The 24,549-nt window shown below is 71.1% G+C and carries 22 protein-coding genes; 4 read left to right on the top strand and 18 right to left on the bottom strand.

Translation table 11 applies throughout. The features are described from left to right. Nucleotides 1-7: 7 nt before the first annotated feature. The 4 genes from AWQ68_RS01510 to AWQ68_RS41920 all read right to left on the bottom strand — a co-directional run bounded on the left by AWQ68_RS01510 (nucleotide 8) and on the right by AWQ68_RS41920 (nucleotide 2,906). Nucleotides 8-577, bottom strand: a complete 570-nt coding sequence (locus AWQ68_RS01510; protein WP_066933299.1) for a PH domain-containing protein — start codon at nucleotides 575-577, stop codon at nucleotides 8-10. Beyond that, a complete protein-coding gene (locus tag AWQ68_RS01515; protein WP_066933302.1) occupies nucleotides 574-1,662 on the bottom strand; it encodes an adenosine deaminase in 1,089 nt (362 codons plus the stop codon). The genes AWQ68_RS01510 and AWQ68_RS01515 overlap by 4 nt, the downstream gene beginning before the upstream one ends. A 196-nt stretch (nucleotides 1,663-1,858) precedes the next feature. After that, nucleotides 1,859-2,215, bottom strand: coding sequence for a cupin domain-containing protein (locus AWQ68_RS01520; protein ID WP_066933304.1), 357 nt, complete (start codon nucleotides 2,213-2,215; stop codon nucleotides 1,859-1,861). A gap of 13 nt (nucleotides 2,216-2,228) precedes the next feature. Beyond that, a complete protein-coding gene (locus AWQ68_RS41920; RefSeq protein ID WP_157544763.1) occupies nucleotides 2,229-2,906 on the bottom strand; it encodes an AMIN-like domain-containing (lipo)protein in 678 nt (225 codons plus the stop codon). Nucleotides 2,907-3,074: 168 nt separating this feature from the next. Here AWQ68_RS41920 and AWQ68_RS01530 point away from each other — a divergent pair, with 168 nt between their 5' ends. Further along, nucleotides 3,075-4,937, top strand: a complete 1,863-nt coding sequence (locus AWQ68_RS01530) for a SigE family RNA polymerase sigma factor (RefSeq protein WP_066933307.1) — start codon at nucleotides 3,075-3,077, stop codon at nucleotides 4,935-4,937. Between the two features lie 142 nt (nucleotides 4,938-5,079). On the opposite strand, the gene AWQ68_RS01535 is transcribed toward AWQ68_RS01530, so the two are convergent. Next, the gene (locus AWQ68_RS01535; RefSeq protein ID WP_245655698.1) at nucleotides 5,080-6,507 is read right to left on the bottom strand and encodes an MFS transporter; all 1,428 of its coding nucleotides are present in this window, start codon (nucleotides 6,505-6,507) and stop codon (nucleotides 5,080-5,082) included. Between the two features lie 101 nt (nucleotides 6,508-6,608). Between AWQ68_RS01535 and AWQ68_RS01540 the strand changes: the two genes are divergently transcribed. Next, a complete protein-coding gene (locus AWQ68_RS01540) occupies nucleotides 6,609-7,010 on the top strand; it encodes a MarR family winged helix-turn-helix transcriptional regulator (RefSeq protein WP_066933313.1) in 402 nt (133 codons plus the stop codon). Nucleotides 7,011-7,124: 114 nt separating this feature from the next. On the opposite strand, the gene AWQ68_RS01545 is transcribed toward AWQ68_RS01540, so the two are convergent. From AWQ68_RS01545 to AWQ68_RS01585, 9 genes are all read right to left on the bottom strand, one after another. After that, a complete protein-coding gene (locus AWQ68_RS01545; protein ID WP_066933316.1) occupies nucleotides 7,125-8,429 on the bottom strand; it encodes a thymidine phosphorylase in 1,305 nt (434 codons plus the stop codon). Nucleotides 8,430-8,478: 49 nt separating this feature from the next. Further along, a complete protein-coding gene (locus AWQ68_RS01550; protein ID WP_066933319.1) occupies nucleotides 8,479-8,877 on the bottom strand; it encodes a cytidine deaminase in 399 nt (132 codons plus the stop codon). Then, nucleotides 8,874-10,148: an ABC transporter permease gene (locus AWQ68_RS01555; protein ID WP_066933322.1), complete on the bottom strand. Its 1,275-nt coding sequence runs from the start codon at nucleotides 10,146-10,148 to the stop codon at nucleotides 8,874-8,876. Before AWQ68_RS01555 ends, AWQ68_RS01550 begins: the two co-directional genes overlap by 4 nt. Continuing rightward, nucleotides 10,145-11,272, bottom strand: coding sequence for an ABC transporter permease (locus AWQ68_RS01560; protein WP_084463553.1), 1,128 nt, complete (start codon nucleotides 11,270-11,272; stop codon nucleotides 10,145-10,147). Before AWQ68_RS01560 ends, AWQ68_RS01555 begins: the two co-directional genes overlap by 4 nt. Next, entirely contained in the window at nucleotides 11,269-12,891 is a 1,623-nt protein-coding gene (locus tag AWQ68_RS01565; protein ID WP_245655699.1) for an ABC transporter ATP-binding protein, read from the bottom strand. Before AWQ68_RS01565 ends, AWQ68_RS01560 begins: the two co-directional genes overlap by 4 nt. Nucleotides 12,892-12,952: 61 nt before the next feature. Continuing rightward, a complete protein-coding gene (locus AWQ68_RS01570) occupies nucleotides 12,953-14,014 on the bottom strand; it encodes a BMP family lipoprotein (RefSeq protein WP_218006740.1) in 1,062 nt (353 codons plus the stop codon). Nucleotides 14,015-14,429: 415 nt separating this feature from the next. Beyond that, on the bottom strand, nucleotides 14,430-15,677 hold the full coding sequence (locus tag AWQ68_RS01575; RefSeq protein ID WP_084463554.1) for an amidohydrolase: 1,248 nt from the start codon (nucleotides 15,675-15,677) through the stop codon (nucleotides 14,430-14,432). A gap of 387 nt (nucleotides 15,678-16,064) precedes the next feature. Beyond that, the gene (locus AWQ68_RS01580; protein WP_066933330.1) at nucleotides 16,065-17,246 is read right to left on the bottom strand and encodes a glutamate--cysteine ligase; all 1,182 of its coding nucleotides are present in this window, start codon (nucleotides 17,244-17,246) and stop codon (nucleotides 16,065-16,067) included. Between the two features lie 63 nt (nucleotides 17,247-17,309). After that, a complete protein-coding gene (locus AWQ68_RS01585; protein ID WP_066933334.1) occupies nucleotides 17,310-17,516 on the bottom strand; it encodes an SCO4848 family membrane protein in 207 nt (68 codons plus the stop codon). A gap of 98 nt (nucleotides 17,517-17,614) precedes the next feature. Here AWQ68_RS01585 and AWQ68_RS01590 point away from each other — a divergent pair, with 98 nt between their 5' ends. After that, complete coding sequence (locus AWQ68_RS01590) at nucleotides 17,615-18,760, top strand: D-alanyl-D-alanine carboxypeptidase family protein (protein ID WP_084463555.1); 1,146 nt, start codon at nucleotides 17,615-17,617, stop codon at nucleotides 18,758-18,760. 115 nt (nucleotides 18,761-18,875) lie between these two features. Here AWQ68_RS01590 and AWQ68_RS01595 read toward each other — a convergent pair whose 3' ends face one another. From AWQ68_RS01595 to AWQ68_RS01605, 3 genes are read right to left on the bottom strand one after another with little or no spacing between them, the layout of a single operon-like run. Beyond that, nucleotides 18,876-19,811: a YihY/virulence factor BrkB family protein gene (locus AWQ68_RS01595; protein WP_245655700.1), complete on the bottom strand. Its 936-nt coding sequence runs from the start codon at nucleotides 19,809-19,811 to the stop codon at nucleotides 18,876-18,878. A gap of 47 nt (nucleotides 19,812-19,858) precedes the next feature. Beyond that, nucleotides 19,859-20,863 carry a tryptophan--tRNA ligase gene (trpS, locus tag AWQ68_RS01600; RefSeq protein ID WP_066933337.1) on the bottom strand — a complete coding sequence of 335 codons (1,005 nt, stop codon included), beginning with the start codon at nucleotides 20,861-20,863 and terminating at the stop codon, nucleotides 19,859-19,861. A 43-nt stretch (nucleotides 20,864-20,906) separates the two neighbouring features. Next, nucleotides 20,907-22,226 (bottom strand): hemolysin family protein, encoded by a 1,320-nt coding sequence (locus AWQ68_RS01605; RefSeq protein ID WP_245655701.1) that lies wholly within the window; start codon nucleotides 22,224-22,226, stop codon nucleotides 20,907-20,909. Between the two features lie 193 nt (nucleotides 22,227-22,419). On the opposite strand from AWQ68_RS01605, the gene galE reads away from it, so the two are divergent. Continuing rightward, complete coding sequence (gene galE / locus AWQ68_RS01610) at nucleotides 22,420-23,367, top strand: UDP-glucose 4-epimerase GalE (RefSeq protein ID WP_066933340.1); 948 nt, start codon at nucleotides 22,420-22,422, stop codon at nucleotides 23,365-23,367. A gap of 35 nt (nucleotides 23,368-23,402) precedes the next feature. Here the strand turns inward: galE and AWQ68_RS01615 are convergent, their stop codons facing one another. Continuing rightward, on the bottom strand, nucleotides 23,403-24,476 hold the full coding sequence (locus AWQ68_RS01615) for a DUF11 domain-containing protein (protein WP_066933343.1): 1,074 nt from the start codon (nucleotides 24,474-24,476) through the stop codon (nucleotides 23,403-23,405). Between the last annotated feature and the right edge of the window lie 73 nt (nucleotides 24,477-24,549).

Raw genomic sequence — 24,549 nt, forward strand, 5'->3', positions numbered from 1 at the left:
CCGCGGCTCAGGCCAGGGCGATGGTCACCACGACGAGAGCGACCGCGGCCGCGAGGCCGGCGATCGCCACGGGCGACCACGACATGCTGGTCGCCCCCGAGGCGTCCCGCTTGCGCAGCACCGCCATCTCGGAGAGCTGCTGCGCCACCCAGTCGGCGTGCGTGCGGCCCGCCGCGGCCGCCTCGTGCGGCCGCTGCTCGGACGCCTGTGCCTTGCTCGCCCGGCGGATCGCCTTGGCCCGCTCGCGGGCGCTCGGCTGGGGGCTCCAGCACCGGACGGTCGTGTCACCGGCGACGATCACGATCGCGTTGGAGACCTGTACCTCGTCCACCGAGTTCCACGGCACGTACGCGGTGCGGAACGGGTTGCGGACCCGGACGCCGCCCTCCTCCGGAATGATCGCCGGGCGCAGCGCCAACAGCCCGACGAACACGGTGATGACGCCGAGCACCGCACCCGCGATCAGCGCGGACGGCATGCTGCCGCGGGAGATCAGGTCCCAGGCGTTCCAGGCCGCGAAGACGATCCACGCCCACCCGAAGACCCACGCCAGCTTGGAGCGGAAAACCTGTTTCATGCCTGCCACTTAAGTCGGGCGAAACCCGGCTTGATCACACCGTTGATCAGCGCGAGCCTCTCGTCGAAGGGGATGAACGCCGACTTCATCGCGTTGACCGTGAACCACTGCAGGTCGTCCCAGCCGTAGCCGAAGGCGTCCACCAGCTTGGCGAACTCCCCGGTCACGCTGGTCGCGCTCATCAGCCGGTTGTCGGTGTTGACCGTGACCCGGAAGTTCAGCCGGCGCAGCAGCCCGATGGGGTGCTCCGCGATGGACGGCGCGGCCCCGGTCTGCAGGTTCGACGTCGGGCACATCTCCAGCGGGATGCGCTTGTCCCGGACGTACGCGGCCAGTCTGCCGAGCTTGGCCTCGCCGTCGTCGGACAGCGTGATGTCGTCGATGATCCGGACGCCGTGGCCGAGCCGGTCGGCCCCGCACCACTGGATGGCCTGCCAGATCGAGGGCAGCCCGAACGCCTCGCCCGCGTGGATGGTGAAGTGGGCGTTCTCCCGCTGGAGATACTCGAAGGCGTCGAGGTGGCGGGTGGGCGGGTGGCCCGCCTCGGCTCCCGCGATGTCGAACCCGACCACGCCCGCGTCGCGGTAGCGCACGGCCAGCTCGGCGATCTCCATCGAGCGGGCCTGGTGCCGCATCGCGGTCAGCAGCGTGCCGACCCTGATCCTCGGAGTGCCGTCGGGACCGAGCGAGCCGATCCGGAAGCCCTCGATGACCGCTTCCACGACCTCGTCCAGCGAGAGGCCGCCCGAGGTGTGCTGCTCGGGCGCGTACCGGACCTCGGCGTAGACGACGCCGTCGTCGGCGAGGTCCTCGGCGCACTCGGCGGCGACCCGGACGAGCGCCTCACGGGTCTGCATGACCCCGACGGTGTGGTCGAACGTCTCCAGGTAGCGTTCGAGCGATCCCGAGTCGGACGCCTCCTGGAACCAGGCGGCGAGGTTCGCGGGGTCGGTGGACGGCAGCCTGCCGTAGCCGGTGTCGCGGGCGATATCGATGATCGTCTCGGTGCGCAGGCCCCCGTCGAGGTGGTCGTGCAGCAGGACCTTGGGCGCCTGGCGGATCTGCTCCCTTGTCAGGGTGTTCACGCGCGCTCCCCCGCCCGCCGGGCGAAACCGGTCCGCCCGCTCGTGTCCGCGGCCTCGATATGACCGCTGCGTCGCTCGCTCATCGCTTGTCGTCACTCCTCCGCGCCCGGCGGCGCCCGACCCCCCGGGCGCCGCGTTCACTCATCTCGGCATCCTATGCCACCTGCGAAAACACGGATCATGCACTGTTTGCCGATTATGCGTCGTCGCGGTTGGCAGTCTCGGGCGAGAACGCCGGGAGGCACACGGCCACGTACTCGGCCCCGGACGGCCCGGAGCGATAGCGGATCTTCTCGCCCGGCTCGCTGACGAACGCCTGACCCGCCTCGACCTCGGTGACGCCGCCCTCGCGCTCGATGATCACCGAGCCCTTGAGCACGAGGGTGTACTCGGCGAACTCCGGTGTCTGCGGGGGCTCCTCCCACTCCGGGGGAGCCTGCATGTGCGCGATCGAGACCCGCTCGTCGCCGCTGTTGACCCGTCCGACGTACTCGTCGATGACCTTTCCGCCCGGGACCGGGATCCGGGTGGCTGCGTCGATCTTCCGTACCATGTGTCCCAGTCTGTCAGTGGGCCACGTCGATGACGATCCTGGACGGCCCCGACTGCGCCAGCACCCGGAAACCGGCCTTGCGGGCGAGCACGAGGCCGACGCTGACGACGCCCTCGAAGTCGCCGTTGTTCACGATGTGCCGGACGTTCGGCAGGTTGGCCGCGACCTTGCGGGGGCCCTTCCAGGTCGCGTTGCCCGCGCTGTCGTGCGCGGCCGCCGGGGTGAGACGCACCTGGAGGTACGCCCCGCCCGTGAGGCCGACCGGTTCGCCTGACGCGTCGTACGTCAGCGCGTCCGTCCAGCCGACGGAGTAGCCGGTCGTCGGGCCGGCGAGGTCGATCACGACGCGGTCGAAACCCGCATGCCGGGCGAACCTGACCCCGGTCACCGTGGGGCGCTTGGCCGGGTTGCGGGACACGGTGACCGGCTTGGTGCTCGTGGGCGGCGCGGGCTCGCCCGGCTTGGCCACCGGATTCCCGCTGGCGGCTGCGGCGTTTCCCGTGGGCGTGCCGGTCGCGGCGGCCGGGGCGGCGCTCTCCCGCCCGGCTCCGGTCCCCGTGGAGGCGACCGTGGCGGTGGTGTCTCCGGCGATCCCACCGCTCGCGCCGTTCGCGGCCGTCGTCGCACTCCCGCAGGCGAGAGTGGCGGCGATCGGCACGATGGCGAGAGCCAGGGCGCGCGACGTCTTCATGGCGGTTCTCCTGTCGAACGTTCCACTGCGGCCGGATGTGATTGCGTGCCACCCGATTAGACGTATCTGCCGGGCCCGGAGTTCGGAACTCCGTTAATGTGGCCGCCGTACGCATCGCATATTGCGAAATATCGGCAACTGTCCGCCCGGCACCAGTGGAGGGCACCGATGAGCTCCGAGGGCGCCCTGGGCGGGTTGCAGGGGTTCGACGCGTTCACCGCCGACCAGGCCCAGCCGCTGGCGCGTACGGCCCTGCTGCTCACGGGGAACCGGTGGACCGCGCGGGCCCTCGTGGTCGACGTCCTGACCAGGATCGCGCTCACCTGGCCCGCCGTCCGCTGGGCCAGGCCCGCCGACTCGGCCCGCCAGGAGCTCTTCGCGTCCTTCCTGACGTCGCCCCCCGGCGTGAGGGGTCCCGCCGCCCAGAGCCTGGACGTCCTCGGTGTCGGCCCGCCGACGTTCAGGGACGCCATGGGGGCGCTGCCGCCGTCGCGCCGCGCGCTGGTCGTGGCGCGCTTCCACGAGGGGGTGCCGGAGGCCGAGGCCGCCGCGCTGTGCCGTACCGATCCGGGGACGGCGCGGGCCGAGATCGCGGCGGCCGTCGCGGAGCTGCGCGTCCACGTTTCGGGTCTCGTGACGCGGGAGACGGAGGCCGCGCCCGCGCCGGAGCCCGACACCGCAGGGTGGGCGACGACCTGGGCCTCGCCGACCCCGGAGCAGGAGACGCCCCCGCAGCACTCCTGGACCTCGGTGCCGTCGTCGGTGCTCCCCTGGGCCGGCGGGACCGCCGCGCCGGACGCCGCCGGAGCCGCGGATCTCGGCCCGGAGGGCGAGGCGCTGCGTCGCGCGCTGGACGCCCTCGCCTCCGAGATGCCGCCCGTGGGCGACGTCTTCGACCAGATCGTGGGGGCCACGCGGCCGCGCCGCTCCACCCGACGCTCCCTCGTCACCGGCGTGTCCATGACCGTGGCCGCCCTCGTGATCGTGGCCGCGGTCGTCGGCACGGCCGTCCTGGTCGGCACGCTCAACGAAGGGTCCGACCACACCGCCGAGGGCCCGTACGCCACCCCCTACGAGATGCCGGACGAGGACGACTCGTCCGGTGACATGCTCCCCTCCACGGTGGACGCCCCCATCCGGTACGCCTACCGGGCCCGCTGCCTGGTGGACGACACCGAGGAGGGCCGGTGCTTCGAGTGGCGCGTGGTCACCACCGAGGGGCGGCAGTACTTGATCTATGACGCGGGCGTCAAAACCGACCCCGGCGGGAACCAGTTGCTCGTGATCAGCCCCGACGGGAACAACATCGCCTACTACAACACCTCCTGGTCGGACTTCGTGGTCATCGATCGGCGGCACTCGGTGCCTGAGGGCGGCGAGCTCGTCGAGGTCGGGCAGCGGCTCACCAAGGACGCGTCGCTGGCGATGTCGCCGTCGGGCCGCTGGCTGGCGGCGGGGTTCGGCACCGACGGGCGGGCCCGGCCGACCCGGGTGCGCGACTTCACCCGGCGCCACAACTGGACGCTGCCGCGCAGGCTCAACGTCCTCGCGGTGGCCGACGACGGCACGGTCACGGGAACGATCGGCCAGGTCGGCGCCGGGAGGCCGGTCGATCTCGTGCGGATGCGTCCGAACGGCCGGCTGCTGAGCCGGATGCGCCTGGACGCCCCGCTGCTCACCCCCGGCCTGCCCGTGGCCGCCGTCGCGTCCCCCGGCGGGCGCACCCTGGCGGTGGTCAGCGAGGTCACCCGCCCGGGGAGGGGCGCCGCGGTCCGGGTGGCGACGGTGGACGCCGTCGCGGGCCGGGTCCGCGGGAGCTGCCTGGCCTCGCTGCCGCCGGGCACCGAGGTCCGCCGCGTCCACGGCTGGGGAAACGACCACGAGGTGGTCGTCGAGACCGGCCCCTCGTCCCGGAAGAGCGACCGCGTCTCCTCCGCGACCGCCGTCGAGGTGCGGTCGTGCCGCCTCCGCGACGTCGCCCTCGACGGCCGGGCCGAGGCCCACCCCCACTGGGCCCTGGGCGCACTCTGATCACCCGCACGTTCTCGCGTTTTGTCGGCTTGATCAGCGAGGCCGAGGGTGGCGAGGCAACGGCCGAGATCGTGGTTCTGGCGATGTAGTACGAGAACACGCGTGAGGGGCGCTTCCCCCGTGGAGCGCCCCTCACCCGCTGTCAGACCGTTTCGAGGACCTGCTCCGCGGCGGCGGTCGCCGTACCGGACCGGGAGCGGGAGCGGAACCGCAGGCCGCTCACCGCGACGGCCAGGCCGAGCAGGGCGAACAGGGCCGAGACGATGATCGCCGAACGGAAGGCGCCGATGGGGTCGGCCGTCGAGCCGGAGGTCAGGACCGCCGTCACGATGGCCAGCACCACCGCGCCGCCGACCTGGCCGGACGTGTTGAGCAGGCCGGAGGCGAGTCCCTGCTCGTCGTCGGACACGCCGTTGGTGGCCTGGATGTTGAGCGACGGGAAGGAGAGCCCGAACGCGATCCCGAGCAGCGCCATCCCGGGCAGGATCATGGTGGCGAGGCTGGGGTGCGCGTCCAGCCGCAGGAACATCGCGTAGCCCGCCAGCAGCGCGACCGAGCCGAGCGCGATGAGCCGCCCGGTGCCGTACCGGTCGGCGAGGTCGCCCATCTTGGTCGAGCTGACCGCGACCAGCAGCCCGGCGGGCAGGAACGCCAGCGCGGTCTCCAGCGCCGACCAGCCGAGCAGGTTCTGGAAGTACTGCATGGCCACGAACTGGAAGCCGACGTACGAGCCGAACAGGATGACCAGCCCGATGTTGGCCCGGACCAGCGGCGCGGAGCGCAGGATGCCGAGGCGGACCAGCGGGTGCCGGACCCGGCGCTCCAGCCACACGAACAGCCCGAACAGCGCGGCCACGGCGATCGCGGAGAGCGCGGTCCGCCAGAGCGGCACGTCCGGCGCCTGGACCACGGTGAAGACCAGGAGCAGCATCGCCGCGGTGATCGTGACCGCGCCGAGGATGTCGTGGCCGCCCTCACCGCGCTCGTCGGAGCGGGGCAGCAGCCGGAGGCCGGCGACCAGGGCCACGATCGCCACCGGGACGGGCATCAGGAAGGTCCAGCGCCAGCCGAGCTCGGTCAGCAGGCCGGAGAGCACGAGTCCGAGGGAGAAGCCGCTCGCGCCGCAGGCGGTGAAGATGCTCAGCGCGCGGTTCCTGGCCGGCCCCTCGGCGAAGGTCGTGGTGATGATCGACAGCGCCGCGGGGGCGGTGAAGGCAGCACTCATGCCCTTGATGAAGCGCGCCGCGATCAGCAGCGCGCCGTCGTTCATCAGCCCGCCGAGCAGGGACGCGACGGCGAAGACGGCCAGTGCGATGAGGAAGACCCGGCGGCGGCCGAGCAGGTCGGCGGTGCGGCCCCCGAGCAGGAGCAGGCCGCCGTAGCCGAGCACGTACCCGCTCACTACCCACTGGAGGGCGGAGGTGGACATGCCGAGGTCGGCCTGGATGGAGGGTAGGGCCACTCCCACCATCGACACGTCGAGGGCGTCGAGGAAGACGACTGCGCAAAGAACGCTGAGCGCACCCCACAGGGGCGCCCCCCAGCGCTCGCTCGTTCTGGAGGAGGTCATGGCGGGAGACATTACATGCATCTGCATTCAATGCACAAACATTTAATGCGTTTGCATGCACCAGCCGCCCATGCTAGGCTCCGCGCGAAAAGGAGGCTGGGATGACTCGCCACAAAACCGGCAATGACGTCATCGACAGGTGGCGCGAGCTGCTCCTACGGCACGCCACCGTCTCCTGCGCGCTCGAGCGCGAGCTGGGTGAGCGGCACGGCCTCGGCGTGAGCGAGTTCGAGGTGCTGGATCGCCTGGCGGAGGGCCTCTCCACCTGCGACGTGGGCGGCAAGGAGAAGTTCCGCGTGCAGGAGCTCGCCGACGAGGTCCACCTGAGCCAGAGCGCGCTGTCCCGGCTGATCGCCCGCCTGGAGCGCGAGGGCCTGGTCACCCGCGCGCTGTGCGAGGCCGACCGCCGGGGCGTGTTCGTCCTGCTCACCGACGAGGGCAGGAAGCGGCACGCGGAGGCCGCGCCCACCCATCTCGAGGTCCTCACGGCCCATCTCGGCTGACGCCGTCACCTCGGCTCGATACGGGCCGGGAGACTACGGGCCCGGTTCGCTCCCCTTCAACCGGACCGGCGCCCGCCCACTATGGGACGAGCGCCGGTCCGTACGCGTGGGAGGTCAGTCCCGCGCGAGGTCCTCTCCGGTGATGCGGTCGATCACGAGCGGGAACAGGGCGGGGTCGGCGGCCTCGCCGATCTCGTAGCCGCCCTCAAGCGCGGTGAGCGCCCGCTCGAACCGTCCCGCTTCGTCGGCGTGCAGGGTCATCAGCGGCTGCCCGGCGCGCACCGTGTCGCCCGGCTTGGCGTGCAGCGTGATACCGGCGCCGAAGGAGACGGCGTCCTCCTTGCGCTCGCGCCCGGCGCCGAGCCGCCAGGCCGCCACGCCCACGCTGAGGGCGTCCAGCCGGCGCAGCACGCCCGAGGACGGCGCGACGACGTCCATCGTCTCGGCCGCCACGGGCAACGGCGCGTCCGGGTCGCCTCCCTGGGCGCCGATCATCCGCCGCCAGGCGTCCATCGCGGAGCCGTCCTTGAGCGCCTGCTCGGGGTCCTTGGCCCCCGGTACGGCGGCGGCCTCCAGCATCTCCCTGGCGAGCCGTACGGTCAGCTCGACGACGTCGGAGGGGCCGCCCCCGGCGAGCACCTCGACGGACTCCGCGACCTCCAGGGCGTTGCCCACGGCCCGGCCGAGCGGCCGGTCCATCGCGGTGAGCAGGGCGACCGTCCTGACCCCGGCGTCACCGCCCAGCGCGACCATGGTCTCGGCCAGCTCGCGGGCGTCGTCCACGTTCTTCATGAACGCGCCGGAGCCCACCTTGACGTCGAGGACGAGCGAACCCGTGCCCTCGGCGATCTTCTTGGACATGATGGACGAGGCGATCAGCGGGATCGACTCCACCGTCCCGGTCACGTCCCGCAGCGCGTACAGCTTCTTGTCCGCCGGGGCGAGGCCGGTGCCCGCCGCGCACACGACGGCGCCGGCGGTGCGGATGACGTGCAGCATCTCGTCGTTGGACAGCGACGCGCGCCAGCCGGGGATCGACTCCAGCTTGTCGAGCGTGCCGCCGGTGTGGCCGAGCCCGCGCCCGGAGAGCTGCGGCACGTACGCGCCGCACGCCGCGACGAGCGGGGCGAGCGGCAGGGTGATCTTGTCGCCCACGCCGCCGGTGGAGTGCTTGTCGGCGGTCGGCCGGTCGAGCGCCGACCAGTCCATCCGCTCGCCGGTACGGATCATGGCGAGGGTCCAGTCGGCGATCTCCCTGCGGTTCATGCCGTTGAGCAGGATCGCCATCGCCAGCGCGGACATCTGCTCGTCGGCCACGCCGCCCCGGGTGTACGCGTCGATCACCCAGTCGATCTGGGCGGTGGACAGCTCGCGCCGGTCCCGCTTGGTGGTGATGATCTCGATCGCGTCGAACCCCATGGTCCCCCCTCTTTCACGTACGGCCCCGGAGGAAACCGCACATCCCGATTTATCGCGACAGGTCGTCAGGGCCGAAGGCGAAGGGCAGGAGGTCCGCCAGCCGCCAGGGGCCTTCCGGGGTCTCGACCAGCAGCTCGGGCCCACCGTGCTCCAGCAGGAGCTGGCGGCAGCGCCCGCACGGCATCAGCAGCTCTCCGTGCCCGTCCACGCAGGTGAACGCCACCAGCCGCCCGCCGCCGCTCGAGTGCAGCGCCGACACGAGGCCGCACTCCGCGCACAGCCCGACGCCGTACGACGCGTTCTCGACGTTGCAGCCGGTGACCACCCGCCCGTCGTCCACCAGCGCCGCGGCGCCCACGGGGAACTTGGAGTACGGCGCGTACGCGTGCGCCATGGCCTCGGTCGCCTGGGCGCGCAGCGCGTCCCAGTCGATGGTCGGCTTGGTCATTTGGCCTGTCCTCTGCGATAGGGAACGCCGTCGGCGGCCGGCATGCGCAGCCGCTGCGAGGCGAGTGAGAGCACCAGCAGCGTAGTCAGGTGCGGCGTGAACGATGTGAAGGCGTCCGGCACCGTGTCGGTTACCGCGAAGACCGCGAAGACCCCGATCGCCGCGATCCCGGTCACCAGGGCGGCCCGGTTCCTGCGCTGCCGTACGAGCTGGAAGACCGCGACGGCCGCGAGCAGCAGGGCGACGACGAGCAGCAGCGCGTGCACCGAGGTACCGCCTTGCCTGAGCTGGAGCGCGTCGGTGTAGCCGAACAGGGCCGCGCCGCCGGCCAGGCCGCCGGGCCGCCAGTTACCGAAGATCATGGCGGCCAGGCCGATGTAGCCGCGCCCGCCCGTCTGCCCGTCACGGTAGATTCCGGCGGCGATGAGCGACAGGAACGCCCCGCCGAGGCCGGCGAGCCCTCCGGAGACGATCACCGCGATCCACTTGTACAGGTAGACGTTGACGCCCAGCGACTCCGCGGCGACCGGCCGCTCGCCGCAGGACCTGATCCGCAGGCCGAAGGCCGTACGCCACAGGAGGTAGAACGACAGCGGCACCAGCAGGATCGCCAGGATCGTGAAGTATGAGACGTTCTGCGTGAGCCCGTGGAGGATGCCGGCGACGTCCGACACCAGGAACCAGTGCTTGTTCTGCAGATCCAGCAGGGGCTGGCCGATCCCCGGCACGTCGAACGTCCCCATGATCGGCACACGCGGCGACTGCTTGGCGCCGCCGCCCTTCATTGGGGAGAAGACCAGCTTGGAGAGGTACTGGGTGAAGCCGAGGCCGACGATGTTGATCGCGACACCCGAGATGATCTGGTCCACGCCGAAGGTCACGGTGGCCAGCGCGTGGACGGCGCCGCCGATCGCGCCGCCGACCGCCCCGGCGAGCACCCCGACCCAGGGGTTGTCGAACTGGAGCGCGCCCCAGGCGCCGAACCAGGTGCCGAGGATCATCATGCCTTCGAGGCCGATGTTGACCACGCCGGCCCGCTCCGACCACAGGCCGCCGAGCCCGGCGAGACCGATCGGTACGGCGAGGCCCAGCGCGGCGCTGATCGTGCCGCCGGAGGTGATGTCGTTGGCGCCGGTCACCAGCCGGGCCAGCGACAGGAGGATGACAAGCGCGGCGAGGCCGATCAGCAGGACGGGGAAGGTCAGCTTGAACCGCCGGGCCGGCGGCGGCGCGGCCACCGGCTTTCCGGGGGCGACGTCCGTGGCGGTCATGCGGCGGCCCCTTCCGTCCCGGCCGGAGCGGCGAGCTCGCGGCTGACCCGGTGCTGCGCGGCGACGATCCGATACCGGTGCACCAGCTCGTACGCGATGATCACCGAGAGCACGATCACACCCTTCATGATGTCGACGAGCTCCTTGGAGATGTGCAGGATCTGCAGCGCGTTCGAAGAGCTGTCCAGGAACGCCCACAGCAGGGCGCCGATGGCCATGCCGACCGCGTTGTTCCTGCCGAGGAGGGCGATCGCGATACCGGTGAAGCCCAGCCCGGCCGGGAAGTTCAGGCTGTACTGATAGGAGCCGCCGAGCAGCTCCGGCATGCCGACGAGGCCGGCCACCGCCCCCGAGACGGCCATCGCGCTGATGACCATGCGCTTGACGTTCACCCCGCTCGCCACCGCGGCCGGCTCCGACCGGCCGGTGGCGCGCAGACCGAACCCGAACCGGGTCCGGTTGAGCAGCACGGCGTACCCGATGCCGACGACGATCGCGACGACGAGGAAGCTGTTGACCTCCATCGGCGTGCCGGGGATCAGTGCCCATCCGGGAGCGTGCGCGTCCTCGGGGATCGGCTTGGTGCCGATCGCGTTGCCGTTCAGCACGCCGAGCCGGTCGGCGGTCAGCAGCCAGCCGGTCAGGCCGGTGGCGATGGCGTTCAGCATGATCGTCGAGATGACCTCGCTGACGCCCCGGGTCACCTTGAGCAGACCGGCGATCGAGGCCCACAGGGCGCCGACGAGCACGGCCACGAGGACCACCAGCAGGCTGTTGAGCACGCCGGGCAGCAGCCCCGCCCCGCCGACGGCCGCGGCGAGGAGCGCGGCGAGCCGGTACTGGCCGTCGACGCCGATGTTGAACAGGTTCATCCGGAACCCGATCGCCACCGCGACGGCCGACAGGAAGTAGGCGGCCGCCGTGTTGAGGATCAGCACGATGATGCGCGGCGTGGAACCCTGGTCGATCAGGGTCGTGAACGCGTCCACCGGCGAGTTGCCCGCGATCAGCAGGACGACGGACGTCACCAGGCCGGCGAAGACGACGGCGAGAACCGGAGCGACGACCGCGAAAACGCCGTCGAGCTTCACCCGCCCGGTCAGGCGTTCCATGAATCCACTCATGCTGTCTCCTCGCCGGCGCCGGTCATCGCGGAGCCGAGCTGCTCAGGGGTCACGGAGGCGGGATCGACGTCGGCGACGATCCGGCCGCGCAGGATGACCTTCAGCGAGTCGGACAGACCGATCAGCTCGTCGAGGTCCGCGGAGATCAGCAGTACGGCGAGGCCGGCGGCCCGCGCGTTCCGCAGGTGGTCCCAGATGGCCGCCTGCGCCCCCACGTCCACGCCCCGGGTCGGGTGCGACGCGATCAGCAGCGCCGGTTCACCGCTCATCTCCCGGCCGACGATCAGCTTCTGCTGGTTGCCGCCGGACAGGGCGGCGGCGTCCACGTCGATGCCGGGGGTGCGGACGTCGTACTCCTCGACGATCCGCTGGGTGTCCTTACGGGCCCCGGCCCGGTCGATCCAGATGCCCTTGACGTTCGGCTCGCGCGTCTGGTGGCCGAGAATGCGGTTCTCCCAGAGCGGCGCCTCCAGCAGCAGGCCGTGCCGGTGGCGGTCCTCCGGGATGAAGCCGATGCCGCCCTCGCGCCGCTTCAGCGTGGACCAGCCGGTGATGTCCGCGCCGGCCAGGCTGACCGTCCCGGCGTTGATCGGCCGCATGCCCATGATGGCCTCGACCAGCTCGGCCTGCCCGTTCCCCTCGACACCGGCGATGCCGAGGACCTCGCCCTTGTGGATCGTGAACGAGATGTCGTCGAGCAGCAGGCGCACGCCGGCCGCCCGCAGTTCCTCGGCGGAGGCGCCCTTCGCGACGGGGCCGGCCCCCGGGTCCGCCATTGTGAGGCCGGAGACCTCCAGCGTGACGACGTCGGTGACGGTGGACTCGCGGGTCTCCGGGCTGGGCAGCTCGCTGCCGACCATCAGCTCGGCGAGCTTGCGCGCGGTCACCTCGCGGGGGTCGACGCTGGCCACGGTCGTGCCCCGGCGGATCACCGTGATCGCGTCGGCGACCTTCAGCACCTCGTCGAGCTTGTGCGAGATGAACAGGATCGTGAGGCCCTCGCGGACCAGCACCCGGAGGTTGTCGAAGAGCTCGTCCACCTCGTGCGGCACGAGGACCGCGGTCGGCTCGTCCAGGATGAGGATCCGGGCGCCGCGGTAGAGGACCTTGAGGATCTCCACCCGCTGGCGGTCGCCGACCCCGAGGTCCTCGACCAGCGCGTCCGGGTCGACGCCGAGGCCGTACGCGTCGGAGATCTCCCGGATCTTCTTGCGCGCGGAGCCGAAGTCGATGGCGAGACCGCCCTTGCGCGGCTCGCTGCCGAGGATCACGTTCTCGAGGACTGTGAGGTTGTCGGCCAGCATGAAGTGCTGGTGGACCATGCCGATCCCGGCGGCGATGGCGTCGGCCGGGGTGTGGAAGCTTACGGCCGACCCGTCGATCCGGATCTCGCCCTCGTCCGGGCGCTGCATGCCGTACAGGATCTTCATGAGCGTGGACTTGCCCGCGCCGTTCTCACCGACGACGGCGTGGATGTGTCCCTTGGCGACGCTCAGGCAGATGTCCCGGTTCGCGACGACTCCGGGAAACCTCTTGGTGATCCCCTTCAGCTCAACGGCGGGCTCTGTGGCGATTGCGGTGGTTATGGCGGCCTCCCCCACACGAGGTGCCTGGGTCACAGGCACGGTAGGCCGAGGAGCCCGGAGCGGTCGGCTCCGAGCCCCTCGGAGAGACGGCAGGTCAGGGGGTCTGGGGGACCGTGATCTCGCCGCTGATGATCTTCTGCTTGTAGTCGTCGAGCTGGGCCTTGATGTCGTCGACCTTGCCACCGGTGGTGGAGTAGTCGACGCCGCCCGCCTTCAGGTCGAACCGGGACTCACCGGCCTTGACGTTGCCGCCGACGAAGTTCTTGAGGTAGTCGTAGACCGCGACGTCGATCTTCTTCAGCATCGAGGTGATGATGACGTCGGCGACGGCCTTGTCCGCCGTCTTCGCCTGGTCGGAGTCGACGCCGATCGCCATGGCGCCCGCGGCCTTGGCGGCCTCGAAGACACCGCCGCCGGAACCGCCCGCGGCCTGGTACACCACGTCGGCACCGCCGTCGAACATGCCCTGGGCCGCGGTCTTGCCCTTGGCCGGGTCGTTGAAGCCGGTGAAGTCCGGCGGCTGGCTCAGGTACTTGGTCTGGATCTTGATGTCCGGCTTGACGGCCTTGGCGCCGGCCACGAAGCCCGCCTCGAACTTCTGGATCAGCGGGACCTCGACACCGCCGACGAAGCCGACGTTGCCCTTCTTGGACTTCAGCGCGGCCGCGGCACCGACCAGGAACGAGCCCTGCTCCTCGGCGAAGACCAGGTTGCTGACGTTGGGTCCGGTGGCGTCGGCGTCGTCGATGATCGCGAACTTGACGTCCGGGAACTCGGCGGCGACCTTCTTCACGGACCCGGAGTACGCGAACCCGACCGCGATGATCGGGTTGAACCCGGTCGAGGCGAGCAGGCGCAGCCGCTCCTCCTTCTGGGCGTCCGTCTCGCCGGGAGTGGTCTCCAACTCGTTGGTCTCGAGACCGAACTCTGCCTTGGCCTTGTCCAGGCCCGCGGCGGCGGCGTCGTTGAACGACTGGTCACCACGCCCGCCGATGTCATATGCGAGGCCGACCTTGGCCTTCGCCGCGGCGGGCTCCGACGACGCGCTCGCGCCCGTCTCGGTCTTGGCGTCACTACCTCCACACGCGGCGGCGGCCATGAGCATGGCGCCCGCAGCAGTGGCGGCAGCCAGCTTGCTTACTCGATTGCGGAGCAAGGTATTACTCCCCTTCCGTGTCCCCGCCGTCCAACCGGTCTCGCGCGCACGACGCGCGCCGACCCTGCACGGAAGATAGTTGTTTGACCTGCATAGACCAAATGGGCGCACGAGTCCGAAACCTGTCCGTTATGCACCTCTCGCCACCTTGTGACCAGCGAGTAAGTTCGATCTATCCCGAGAGGCGCGCGGAGGACTCGGCACCGGTCCGCACGACAAGATCACCGATGGCGCTTTCGCACGTCGTGGCCGGTGAGAGAAGGGGGCCCGGGGAAGGGCCGGAAGGGGTCGGGTACGGCGGCAGGGAGCCGGTGCCCAGACGAACGTGCCGGAGGAGCGGTGTCCGCTCACTCCGGCACGTCGAGTCACTCAGGGATGTCCACGGTGGCGTCCCACCGGGACCTTCAGGGGGCCGTCAGCGGGCGCCGTCGCCCCACAGCGCGGTGAGCGCGGTGGCCGCCAGGGTCTTGACCCCGACCCCGATCGCCCGCTCGTCCACGTCGAACTCCGGACGGTGGATGTCGACCTCGTTGACCGCACCGGGAATACGGGTGCCCAGCCGGGCCAGCGCGCCGGGCACCGACTCGAGGTACCAGGAGAAGTCCTCGCCGCCGAGGCTCTGCGGGGTCGGCACCGCCGCCGTCTCCCCGACCATCTGGACCACCGCGTCGTGCAGCATCTGGATGCTCGTCGCCTCGTTGACCGTCGGCGGCGTGCCACGGCGGTAGTCGATCTCCGCCTCGACGCCGTACGCCGAGGCCACCGACGTGAGGAGCGCCGCGATGAGGTCGGGCGCCTGCTGCCACGCGTCCTCGTCGAGCGAGCGGACCGTGCCCTTGGCCACGCCGACGTCGGGGATGGCGTTGAACGCCGAACCGGCCGTGATCTGGCCCCACACGAGGCTGAGGCTGGAGCGCGGGTCCACGCGGCGGGACAGCGCGGCCGGCAGTTCGGTGACGATCTTGCTGAGCGCGTACACGAGGTCGACCGTCAGGTGCGGGCGGGCGGTGTGCCCGCCTGGACCGGAGACCCGGACGGCCAGGCTGTCGCACGACCCGGTGATCGGGCCGGTGCGCAGGCCCACGTGCCCGACGTCGATCCGCGGGTCGCAGTGAAGCGCGAAGATGCGGTCCACGTCGCTCAGCCCGCCGTCGCGCATGACCTCGAGCGCGCCGCTCGCCGTCTCCTCGGCGGGCTGGAAGATCAGCCGGACCCGCCCGGGAAGCGCGCCCGCCTCCGCCTGGGCGGCGAGGAACAGCCCCGCGCCGAGGACGGTGGCCGTGTGGACGTCGTGGCCGCAGGCGTGGCAGGCGCCGGGCACCGTCGAGCGGTACGGCACGTCCTTCTCGTCGTCCATGGGCAGCGCGTCGATGTCGGCGCGCAGCGCCACGGTGGGGCCGCTGTCCCGGCCGAGGTCCACCCACAGACCGGTGCCGCGGGTGAGGATCCGCGGCTTCAGGTCGGCCTCCAGCAGCCGCTGGACGATCTTCTCCGTGGTGCGGTGCTCGTTGAAGGCGGTCTCGGGGTGGGCGTGGAGGTCGCGACGGAATTCGATGAGCTCATCGCCGTGCTCGCGCAGGAAGTCGGTCAACTGCCCGGCGAGGTCGCCGCCCTGGGGAACCTCCGCGTTATCGGGGGCCGCGAGCCTCGATGAGATCGTCACAACTCTTTCCTTCCTCAGGCGAACCGCGGCCCACGGGGCATGGAGGGTGCCGTTCCCTCTACCCGGCGCGGTTCGCCGGTTATCGTGATGGCGCTCAGCGGGGCGCGGACCACCTCGCGCCGTGTGCCGGACAGCCGGGTCCGGAGATCGGCTGAGCGTCGCCGTCGTACCCGCCCTCGCCCAGGTTCGGTGTCAAACGCCCGAGCGGATCTCTGTGGAGTCCCGCTCCACCCGGCGGGCCGCGATGTCAGGCCACGCCGAAGAGCGAAAGGGTCGCGTAGGCATGTCCGCCACGACCGACCCTTCGTTCACAATCTTTCCACGGTTCCGCCGGGCAAGATGGGCGATTGACACAGTATTTACGACGAGAATCCGATCACCGCTCGCTCAGGTTCCGGAGTGACCGGAACCGCCGACCGACAGCCCGGGGGGCGAGGTGACGAACCTGTCCTCCGCGAGTTCGACGATCGTCGCGTCGACGACGTCCTCCAGCGAGCCGCCCGCGGCGAGGATCGCCCGCTGCCGCTCGCAGGAGCTCCCCCGGTCGAGGACCTCGCTCACGACGGCGAGCTCGTCCGAGCAGCCGAGCCGCTCGGCGACCGGCTCCAGCTCGCGCTGCAGCTCGTAGAGCACGTCGCGCACCGGCGCGGTGGACCCCTGGTCGTCCGTGATGACGTCGGCGTCGAGGCCGTACCGGGTGGCCCGCCACTTGTTGTCCCGCACGACCCAGGCCGGCGGCCGCGGCAGCTTGTACCCCCGGTCGAGCTGCTGGTCGAACTGCTGGACCAGGCACTGGGAGAGCGCGGTCACCATCCCGACCTCGCGGAGGGTGGGAATCCCGTCGAACATCCGGATCTCGATGGTTCCGAAATCAGGATGTGGCCGGATATCCCACCATACCTCCTTAATGCTCCTAATTGTCCCAGCTCTTACCAGAGTGTCCATGTACTCCTCGAACTCCGTCCAGTCGGCGAGGAGGTGCGGCGGGCCGGCCGTGGGCAGCGCGCCGAAGACGATCGCCCGGCTGGACGCGAGCCCGGTGTCCTGCCCGCCCCAGCAGGGGCTCGACGAGGTGAGCGCGAGGAAGTGCGGCAGGTACGCGGCCAGGGCGTTGACGATCGGGATCACCTTGTCCTTGTCGCGTACGCCGACGTGGACGTGCACGCCGAAGGTCTGGATGCGCCAGGCCAGCCACTGCATCTCCTCGACCAGCTCGGTGTACCGCTGGACGGGGGCGTAGACCGCGTCGCGCCAGTCGCTGATGGCGTGCGTGCCGGTGCAGGCGAGCGACATCCCGCGCGGCTCGACCGCGTCGCGGAGCCGGTCGATGCTCTTGCTCAGGTCGGCCACCGCCTCCGCCGCCGTGTGGCAGATATCGGTGACGATCTCGATCTGCGACTGCATCAGCTCGTGCATGGCCTTGGGCCGCGCGCTCTCGCTCAGCTCGGGGACCGCGGCCAGCACCTCCTTCGCGTCCTGGCGCAGCCGCCTGGTGTGCCGATCGACGAGCTGTAGCTCCCACTCCACTCCCAGAGTCGCCCCACGCGAAGGATTGAACTGGATCGCCACCGCGGACCTCCCGTGCTTCGGAATCGGCGTTCTACTACGCCGTACCCGATTTATCCGCCCGGTTTACCCCCTTCTATTACCTGGCTTCCAGGATCGGAAGACGACCACGGCGAGCACGAGGGCCAGGATGATGTTGACCGCGATGAGGATGCCGTGCACGACGTAGAAGCTCGTCGGGTGCCCGTCGGCCAGGTTGAACCCGAGATTGATCCATTCAAAGACCATGAAAGCGGCCAGGGCCAGGAGAAAGCCCGATACACGTCTCGACATGCTCTCAGTATCGGCATTGCCACCGAGTGCGTACGCCCGCGATCTTTGGGGGATCTGTCACATCATGCGTAAAGATCCAAAGCTAGGCTGAGGCCCCTATGGGGACCAGCCTGCGCGCCCTCGGGGCGGCCTTCACCGCGGCGACGCTCATCGGCGTCACGCTCTGCACTCCCGCCGCCGCGCGGACCGCGTCGACCACGCGCGAGAGCGCCGTCGGCGGCGACCTGCTCGCCGGACACGGAGTGATCGCCCCCGCCGGAATCAAGGCACCTCCCAAGACCACCGCCTCCTCGTACGTCATCGCGGACGCGGACACCGGGCAGGTGCTGGCCGCCAAGGACCCGCACGGCCAGTACCTGCCGGCGAGCACGCTCAAGACCCTGACCGCGGTCACGCTCATCCCCCGGCTGGACAAGAGCAAGACCGTGAAGCCCAGCCAGGAGGCGTGCAACGAGGAGGGCAGCGCGGTCGGCCTGGTGCCCAAGCCGATCTACAAGGTCGACGACCTCATGCGCGCACTGCTGATGGTCTCGGGCAACGACGCCGCCAACGCGCTCGCCGAGGCGCACGGCGGCCTCGCGGTCACCCTCGCCGACATGAACAAGGAGGCCCGCAGGCTCCAGGCGTACGACACCGTCGCCAAGACGCCGAGCGGCCTGGACCGCCCCGGGCAGCGCAGCTCGGCCTACGACCTCGCGCTGATCGCCAGGGCCGGCCTGGCGCTCCCCGAGTTCCGCAAGTACGTGAGCACGAAGACGGCCAAGTTCCCCGCGCCCAAGGGCTACTACGAGATCGGCAACCACAACAAGCTGCTCTGGCGCTATCCCGGCATGATCGGGGTGAAGAACGGCTGGACCACGAAAGCGCTCGGCAGCTTCGTCGGCGCGGCCAGCAGGAACGGCCACACGATCATCGTCTCGATCATGCACTACGAGGGGTCCTTCTGGGACGACGTCGCCAAGATGCTCGACTGGGGCTTCGCCGCGAGCGGCCGGGCCACGCCGGTGGGCGCCCTGGTCGAACCCGTGCCCGACACACCGCCGTCCGCCAAGGCGCTCCCGCGCTCGGGCCCGGGGGTCGCCGGGGGCGGCGCCACGCCGATCCCCTCGGGCACGCCCGTCGCCGCCGTCGACCGCGGCGGCAGCGGGACCGTCGCCGCGTTGATCGCGGGCGGGGTCGGCCTGCTCGGCGGCCTCGCCTGGCTCCTGTACGGCATCCGCCGCCGCCGCGCGAGCCGCACCTGACCGGCGGGCGCGCCTGACAGGGCGGCGGCTCACCCCGTGGCCGCCCGCTGGGCGACGTCCTCTACGCCATGAGCGCCTGACCCGGCCGCCGCGCGAAGCGGGACGCGCCGACGGCTCAGGCGGGGAGTGCGGGGGACGGCACGGGCGTCGGCTCGGGCGGCGGCCCCATCCCCGAGGTGGCCGTCCACGCGGCCGCGTAGAGGACGACGCGGGCCGACAGGTTGATCCAGATCAGCAGGCCCACGACGACGGCGAACGTGCCGTACACCGGGTTGGCCAGCGTGTGGGACAGGATCAGCGTCGCGAGCTGCTTGAGCACCCCGAAAAGGAAGGCGCCGAGCAGGGCGCCGCCGAGCACGACCCGGAACGGCTGCGGCGCCCGCGCCAGCCACACGAACATGATCAAGAAGAGCACGAGGTCGGCGACGAGCGCGGCGAGGAAGCCGGCCAGCCAGACGGCCATGCCGACCGGTTCGGCGTCGCCCAGGCCGAGCCATCCGGCGACCGTGCTCGTCGCCCCCACGGCGAACGCTCCTATGGCGGCCGACACGAGGAGCGTCACTCCGGTGAGGAGCAGCGCGACCAGGTCCCTGAGCTTGGCCCGCAGGAAGTCGAGTTGCGGCTCGCGGCTCATCCAGATCTCGCGGAGCGCGAAGCGCAGGGCGTCGACCGCGCCGAGCCCCGCGTACAGCAGGCCGACCAGGCCGAGGGCGCCCGCCCCCGCCCGTGCCTCGGCGATCCGGCCGATGTCCAGGCGGTCGGCGAGGCCGGGGAGCTGGTGGTTGATCGCGTCGGTGAGCGCCGCCCGCGCGTCAGGGCGCGCGGCGAGGACGAAGCCGAGCAGCGCGAACGCGAGCGCGACCAGCGGGAAGAACGACAGGAACGCGAAGTAGGTGAGCGCTCCCGCCAGCCGGCTCCCCGACTGCACCTCGTAGCGATGCAGGGTGCGGAGGAGGTGGTCGAACCAGGGGAAGCGGATGCGTTCCCGCTCCATCAGCCGGCGGCCGCCCGCCCTGCCCCTGTCGATGAACCGCGTGATCCTCCCGAACATGACACCCCAGCCGGAGGACTATCCCGGACCGAGGCCCGGGGATCGGATCAGGAGGAGGGCAGGAAGCCCACGCGCTCGCGCACCTCGGCCATGGTGGCGCGGGCCACCGCGCGGGCGCGATCGGCTCCCACGGCGAGCAGCCGGTCCAGCTCGGCATCGTCGGCGAGCAGCTTCTCCGTGCGCTCGCGGATCGGTCCGAAGGTGTCGAGGACCAGCTCGGCCACGTCCTTCTTGAACGCGCCGTAGCCCTGGCCGGCGTAGCGGGCCTCCAGCTCGGGGATCGGGGTGCCGCTCAGCGCCGACTGGATGCGCAGCAGGTTGGTGACGCCGGGCTTGTTCTCCTCGTCGGCGCGGACCTCCGTGCCGGTGTCGGTGACCGCGCGCATGATCTTCTTGCGCAGCGGGCCAGGCTGCTCCAGCAGGTCGAGGATGCCCTGCGGGCTGGAGGACGACTTCGACATCTTCGCCGTCGGCTCCTGGAGGTCGGTGATCTTCTCGACCTCCTTCAGGATGTACGGGTTGGGCACCTTGAACGTCTGCCCGAACCGGGTGTTGAACCGCTGCGCGAGGTCGCGGCTGAGCTCCAGGTGCTGCTTCTGGTCGACGCCCACCGGCACCTGGTCGGCCTGGTAGATCAGGATGTCGGCGGCCATCAGGATCGGGTAGGTGAACAGGCCGACGCTGGCCGCGCTCTCGCCGTACTTGGCCGCCTTGTCCTTGAACTGGGTCATCCGGGCGGCCTCGCCCATGCCGGTCTGGCAGGCGAGGATCCAGGCGAGCTCGGTGTGCTCGCGCACGTGGCTCTGCACGAAGACCGTGCAGCGCTCGGGGTCGAGACCGACCGCGAAGAGCTGGGCGGCGGCGATCCGGCTGCGTCGGCGCAGCTCCTCGGGAGCGGGGTTGACGGTGATCGCGTGCAGGTCCACCACGCAGTAGAACGCCTCATGGGTCTCCTGCATCGCCACCCACTGCCGGACCGCGCCGAGATAGTTTCCCAGGTGGAAGGAGTCAGCGGTGGGCTGGATTCCGGAGAGCACGCGAGGACGATCCATAGCACCTCATTCTGTCAGCAGAACCGCCGTGCCCGTGACACGATCACTCGGCCGTCCCGGGGGCCTCCGGGGCCTCGGCGGCGGCGGCGGGCGGGCGGACCACGCGGACGCGTGCGACCCGGCGGCCGTCCATCTCGGTCACGGTCAGCCTGGCCCCCGGCGCCTCCACCGTCTCGCCCACCTGCGGCAGGTGCCCGAGCGCCGCCATGACGTACCCGCCGAGCGTCTCGTACGGCCCGTCGGGGAGGCGGACACCGGTCTCGGAGGCGAAGTCGTCCAGGTTGACCAGGCCGTTCACCTCGATGACGCCGGCCACGACGCGCACCGTCCTGGCCGCCTCGTCGTACTCGTCGCGGATGTCGCCGACCAGCTCCTCGACCAGGTCCTCCAGGGTGACGATGCCGCGGGTGCCGCCGTACTCGTCCACGACGATCGCCAGGTGGTGACCCTCGTCCCGCATCTCGGTGAGCGTGGGCAGCACGCGCTTGCTGGCGGGCACGAGCTTGATCGGCCTGATCGGCACGAGTTCGCTGATCGGCTCGATGCGGCCGGTGAGCACGGGGTCGAGCAGGTCGCGGACGTGCACGAATCCGATGATGTCGTCATACGAATCGCGATAGACCGGGAACCGGGAGTGCGGCATGGTCGCCGCGAGCACCGCGGCCTCGGCCAGCGGCGTGTCCGCGGCCATGAACTCCACCTCGGTGCGCGGCAGCAGGACCTCCCTGAGCTGCCGCTTCCCGGCCGTGAACACCTCGGCGATCACGTTGCGCTCGTCTTCCGTGAGCTCCTTGTGGCCCACGATGATGTCGCGGAGCTCCTCCGTGGTCATCGCGGCCCGGTCGGCCGAGGGGTTGCCGCCGAGCAGCCGGACCACGCCGTTGGTCGACACGGACAGCAGCCAGATCACCGGCCGGGACAGGGTCGCGATCAGGTCGAGCAGCGGCGCGACCGCGAGGGACATCCCCTCGGCGCGCTGCCGCGCGAACCGCTTGGGCGCGAGCTCGCCGAAAACCAGCGTGAAGTACGAGATGGCCAGGGTGACCACGGCGAACGCGACGGGCGCGGCGACCCTTGCGGACAGCCCCCAGCCCTCCATGACGGGTTCGAGTCGTGCCGCGAGCGTGTCCGCGCCGAGCGCGGCGGACAGCACGGTCGCGACCGTCACGCCGACCTGGACGGCGGACAGGAACCGGTTGGGGTCGCGGGCGAGCTTCTGCACGCGCGCTCCCCTGCGCCCCTGCCTGCTCAACCTGCGTATCTGGCTGTCGCGCAGGGAGACCATCGCCATCTCCGCCGCCGCGAAGAACCCACAGATCAGGATGAACATCAGGACGAGGGGGATGCTCACCGCGACACTCACGGTCGCCCCTCGCGGGCACGAGCACGGCACCCGTGCTCGCCGGCCCGCTCGCTACTCTCGCTCACGCCTTCGATCCGTTCGCACGGTGCTGATCGGCTCAGCCTACTGCCTGACATGAGACCCGTGTCCCACCTCCACGGCGTAAGCTGGGAAGGGACGTACATAATCCAACAAATTCAATCAGGAGCGAACAGTGCGGCTGATGGTCACGGGCGGAGCGGGATACATCGGCAGCGTCGTGGCGGCGCAGCTCGTCGAGGCGGGGCACGACGTCACCGTGCTCGACGACCTGTCGACCGGCCACGCCGACGCCGTTCCCGACGGCGCGCGGTTCGTCAAGGGGTCGATCACCGAGGCCGGCGACCTGCTGGCCGAGGGGTTCGACGGCGTGCTGCACTTCGCCGCCAAGTCGCTCGTCGGCGAGTCCGTCGAGCGGCCGGGGCTGTACTGGTCGCACAACCTCGGCGGCACCCTCGCCCTCCTCGACGCGATGCGCCGGGCGGGCGTCGGCCGCATCGTCTTCTCCTCCACCGCCGCCACGTACGGCGAGCCGGAGAGCACGCCGATCCCCGAGACCGCGCCCACCCGGCCGACCAACCCCTACGGGGCGTCCAAGCTCGCCGTCGACACCGCCCTGACCGCCTACGCGGGCCTGTACGGCCTGGCCGCGGTGAGCCTGCGCTACTTCAACGTGGCCGGCGCGTACGGCCGGTTCCGTGAGCGGCACGACACCGAGACCCACCTGATCCCGAACGTCCTCAAGGTGGCGCTCGGTGAGCGGGAGTCGGTCAGTCTGTTCGGCGACGACTACCCCACGGCCGACGGCACCTGCGTCCGCGACTACGTCCACGTCGCCGACCTGGCCCGCGCGCACCTGCTCGCCCTGGACGCCTGCGCCCCCGGCACGCACATCGTCTACAACCTGGGCAACGGCACCGGGTTCTCGGTGCGCGAGGTCGTCGAGGTGTGCCGCGAGGTCACCGGCCACGAGATCCCCGCGGTGTTCGGCCCGCGGCGGCCCGGGGACCCGGCCGTGCTGGTCGCGTCGTCGGAGAAGATCCGGCGCGAGCTCGGCTGGGAGCCCGACCACACGACGCTGCACTCGATCGTGCGGGACGCCTGGACCGCCCTCCGGTCGTAAAAACCCTGCTTCGCGGGGGGAATTGTGATGGGATCTCAAATGTGAGAGTGGACGGGCTTTCTCCGCTGGTCATCCGGGCCGCGTTGGTGGCCCTGGTCCTGCTCGGCAGCATGGCGGCGGCCGCCGGCGTGGTATTCGCCACCGGCGGTCCCCCGGCGGGCGTCATCCCCGAGCGCATGGCCAGGACCGCCGATCCGATGTGCGTCGCCCACTGACCCGGCGGGGACCGCGACGAGGTCCGGCGAAGCGCCCGGGGCCGTCTCCGGCGTCGCGACACCCGCCACAGCGATCCACAGGGACGCCGCGTTGTTGGCCGGCCGCCGGTCGCCCACCTCTCCCGAGTAGACCGTGGCCCGGGCGCCGACCGTGTCGACGGCCCGCCGCGACGCCTGGAACTTCAGCTCGATCAGGCTGCTCTCCCCCGCACTCATCGGCGGAAGCGCGCATCCCACGAAACCGGCGGCCTCCTGGCAACGCGCCCCCGTCGCGGAGAGGAAGCCGGCCCGCCTCGGTCGCAGGTACACGTACGCGTCGCGCACCGCCTCCGGCCCCAGGTTGCTCACGGTCGCCCTCACGGCGAACCGCCCGCCGGGCAGCGCCGTACGCGCCGGGGAGGCGAGCCGGACGGCGAGGTCGGCCCCCTCGGCGACCGGGGTGACCACCTCCGCGGTGTTGTTCTCCGGGTGCGGGTCGGCGATCTCGGAGGTCAGCTCCGCCTGGGCGCGGAGGGGGCTGCGCGCGGCGGGCTGTACCAGGCCGGTGACGGCGACCTCGCCGGTGCCGGCCGCGGGCACGTCGCCGGGCGTGCGGCAGACGATCTCACTGATGCCGCGTCCGGGGCCGCATTCCGCCACGTTGACGTTGACGATCTTCACGTCTCTCGGGAGGCGGATGGTGAGCACGGGTGCCATCGCGTCCCCCGGGCCGTTGTTGCGCACCCGTACGTGGTAGACCACCGGCCGGCCGGGCTGGGCGGTCCGCGGCGACGCGGTGATCTCGACGCCGAGATCCGCTTCTCCCCACCGGGCGTCCGCGAGCGCGGCGCGCGGCGCCCCTGCGACGATCAGGCAGATGAGACCCGCGACAACCGTGACGACCAGACGACCCATGCGTGCTCCCCCAGAAACGTTAGAGATCAATTCAATGGGGTGCCGCGGAGGCGCCGCCGCCCGACACGCCGTC

It is taken from the genome of Microtetraspora fusca, from assembly GCF_001570365.1.
GTDB lineage: Bacteria > Actinomycetota > Actinomycetes > Streptosporangiales > Streptosporangiaceae > Microtetraspora > Microtetraspora fusca.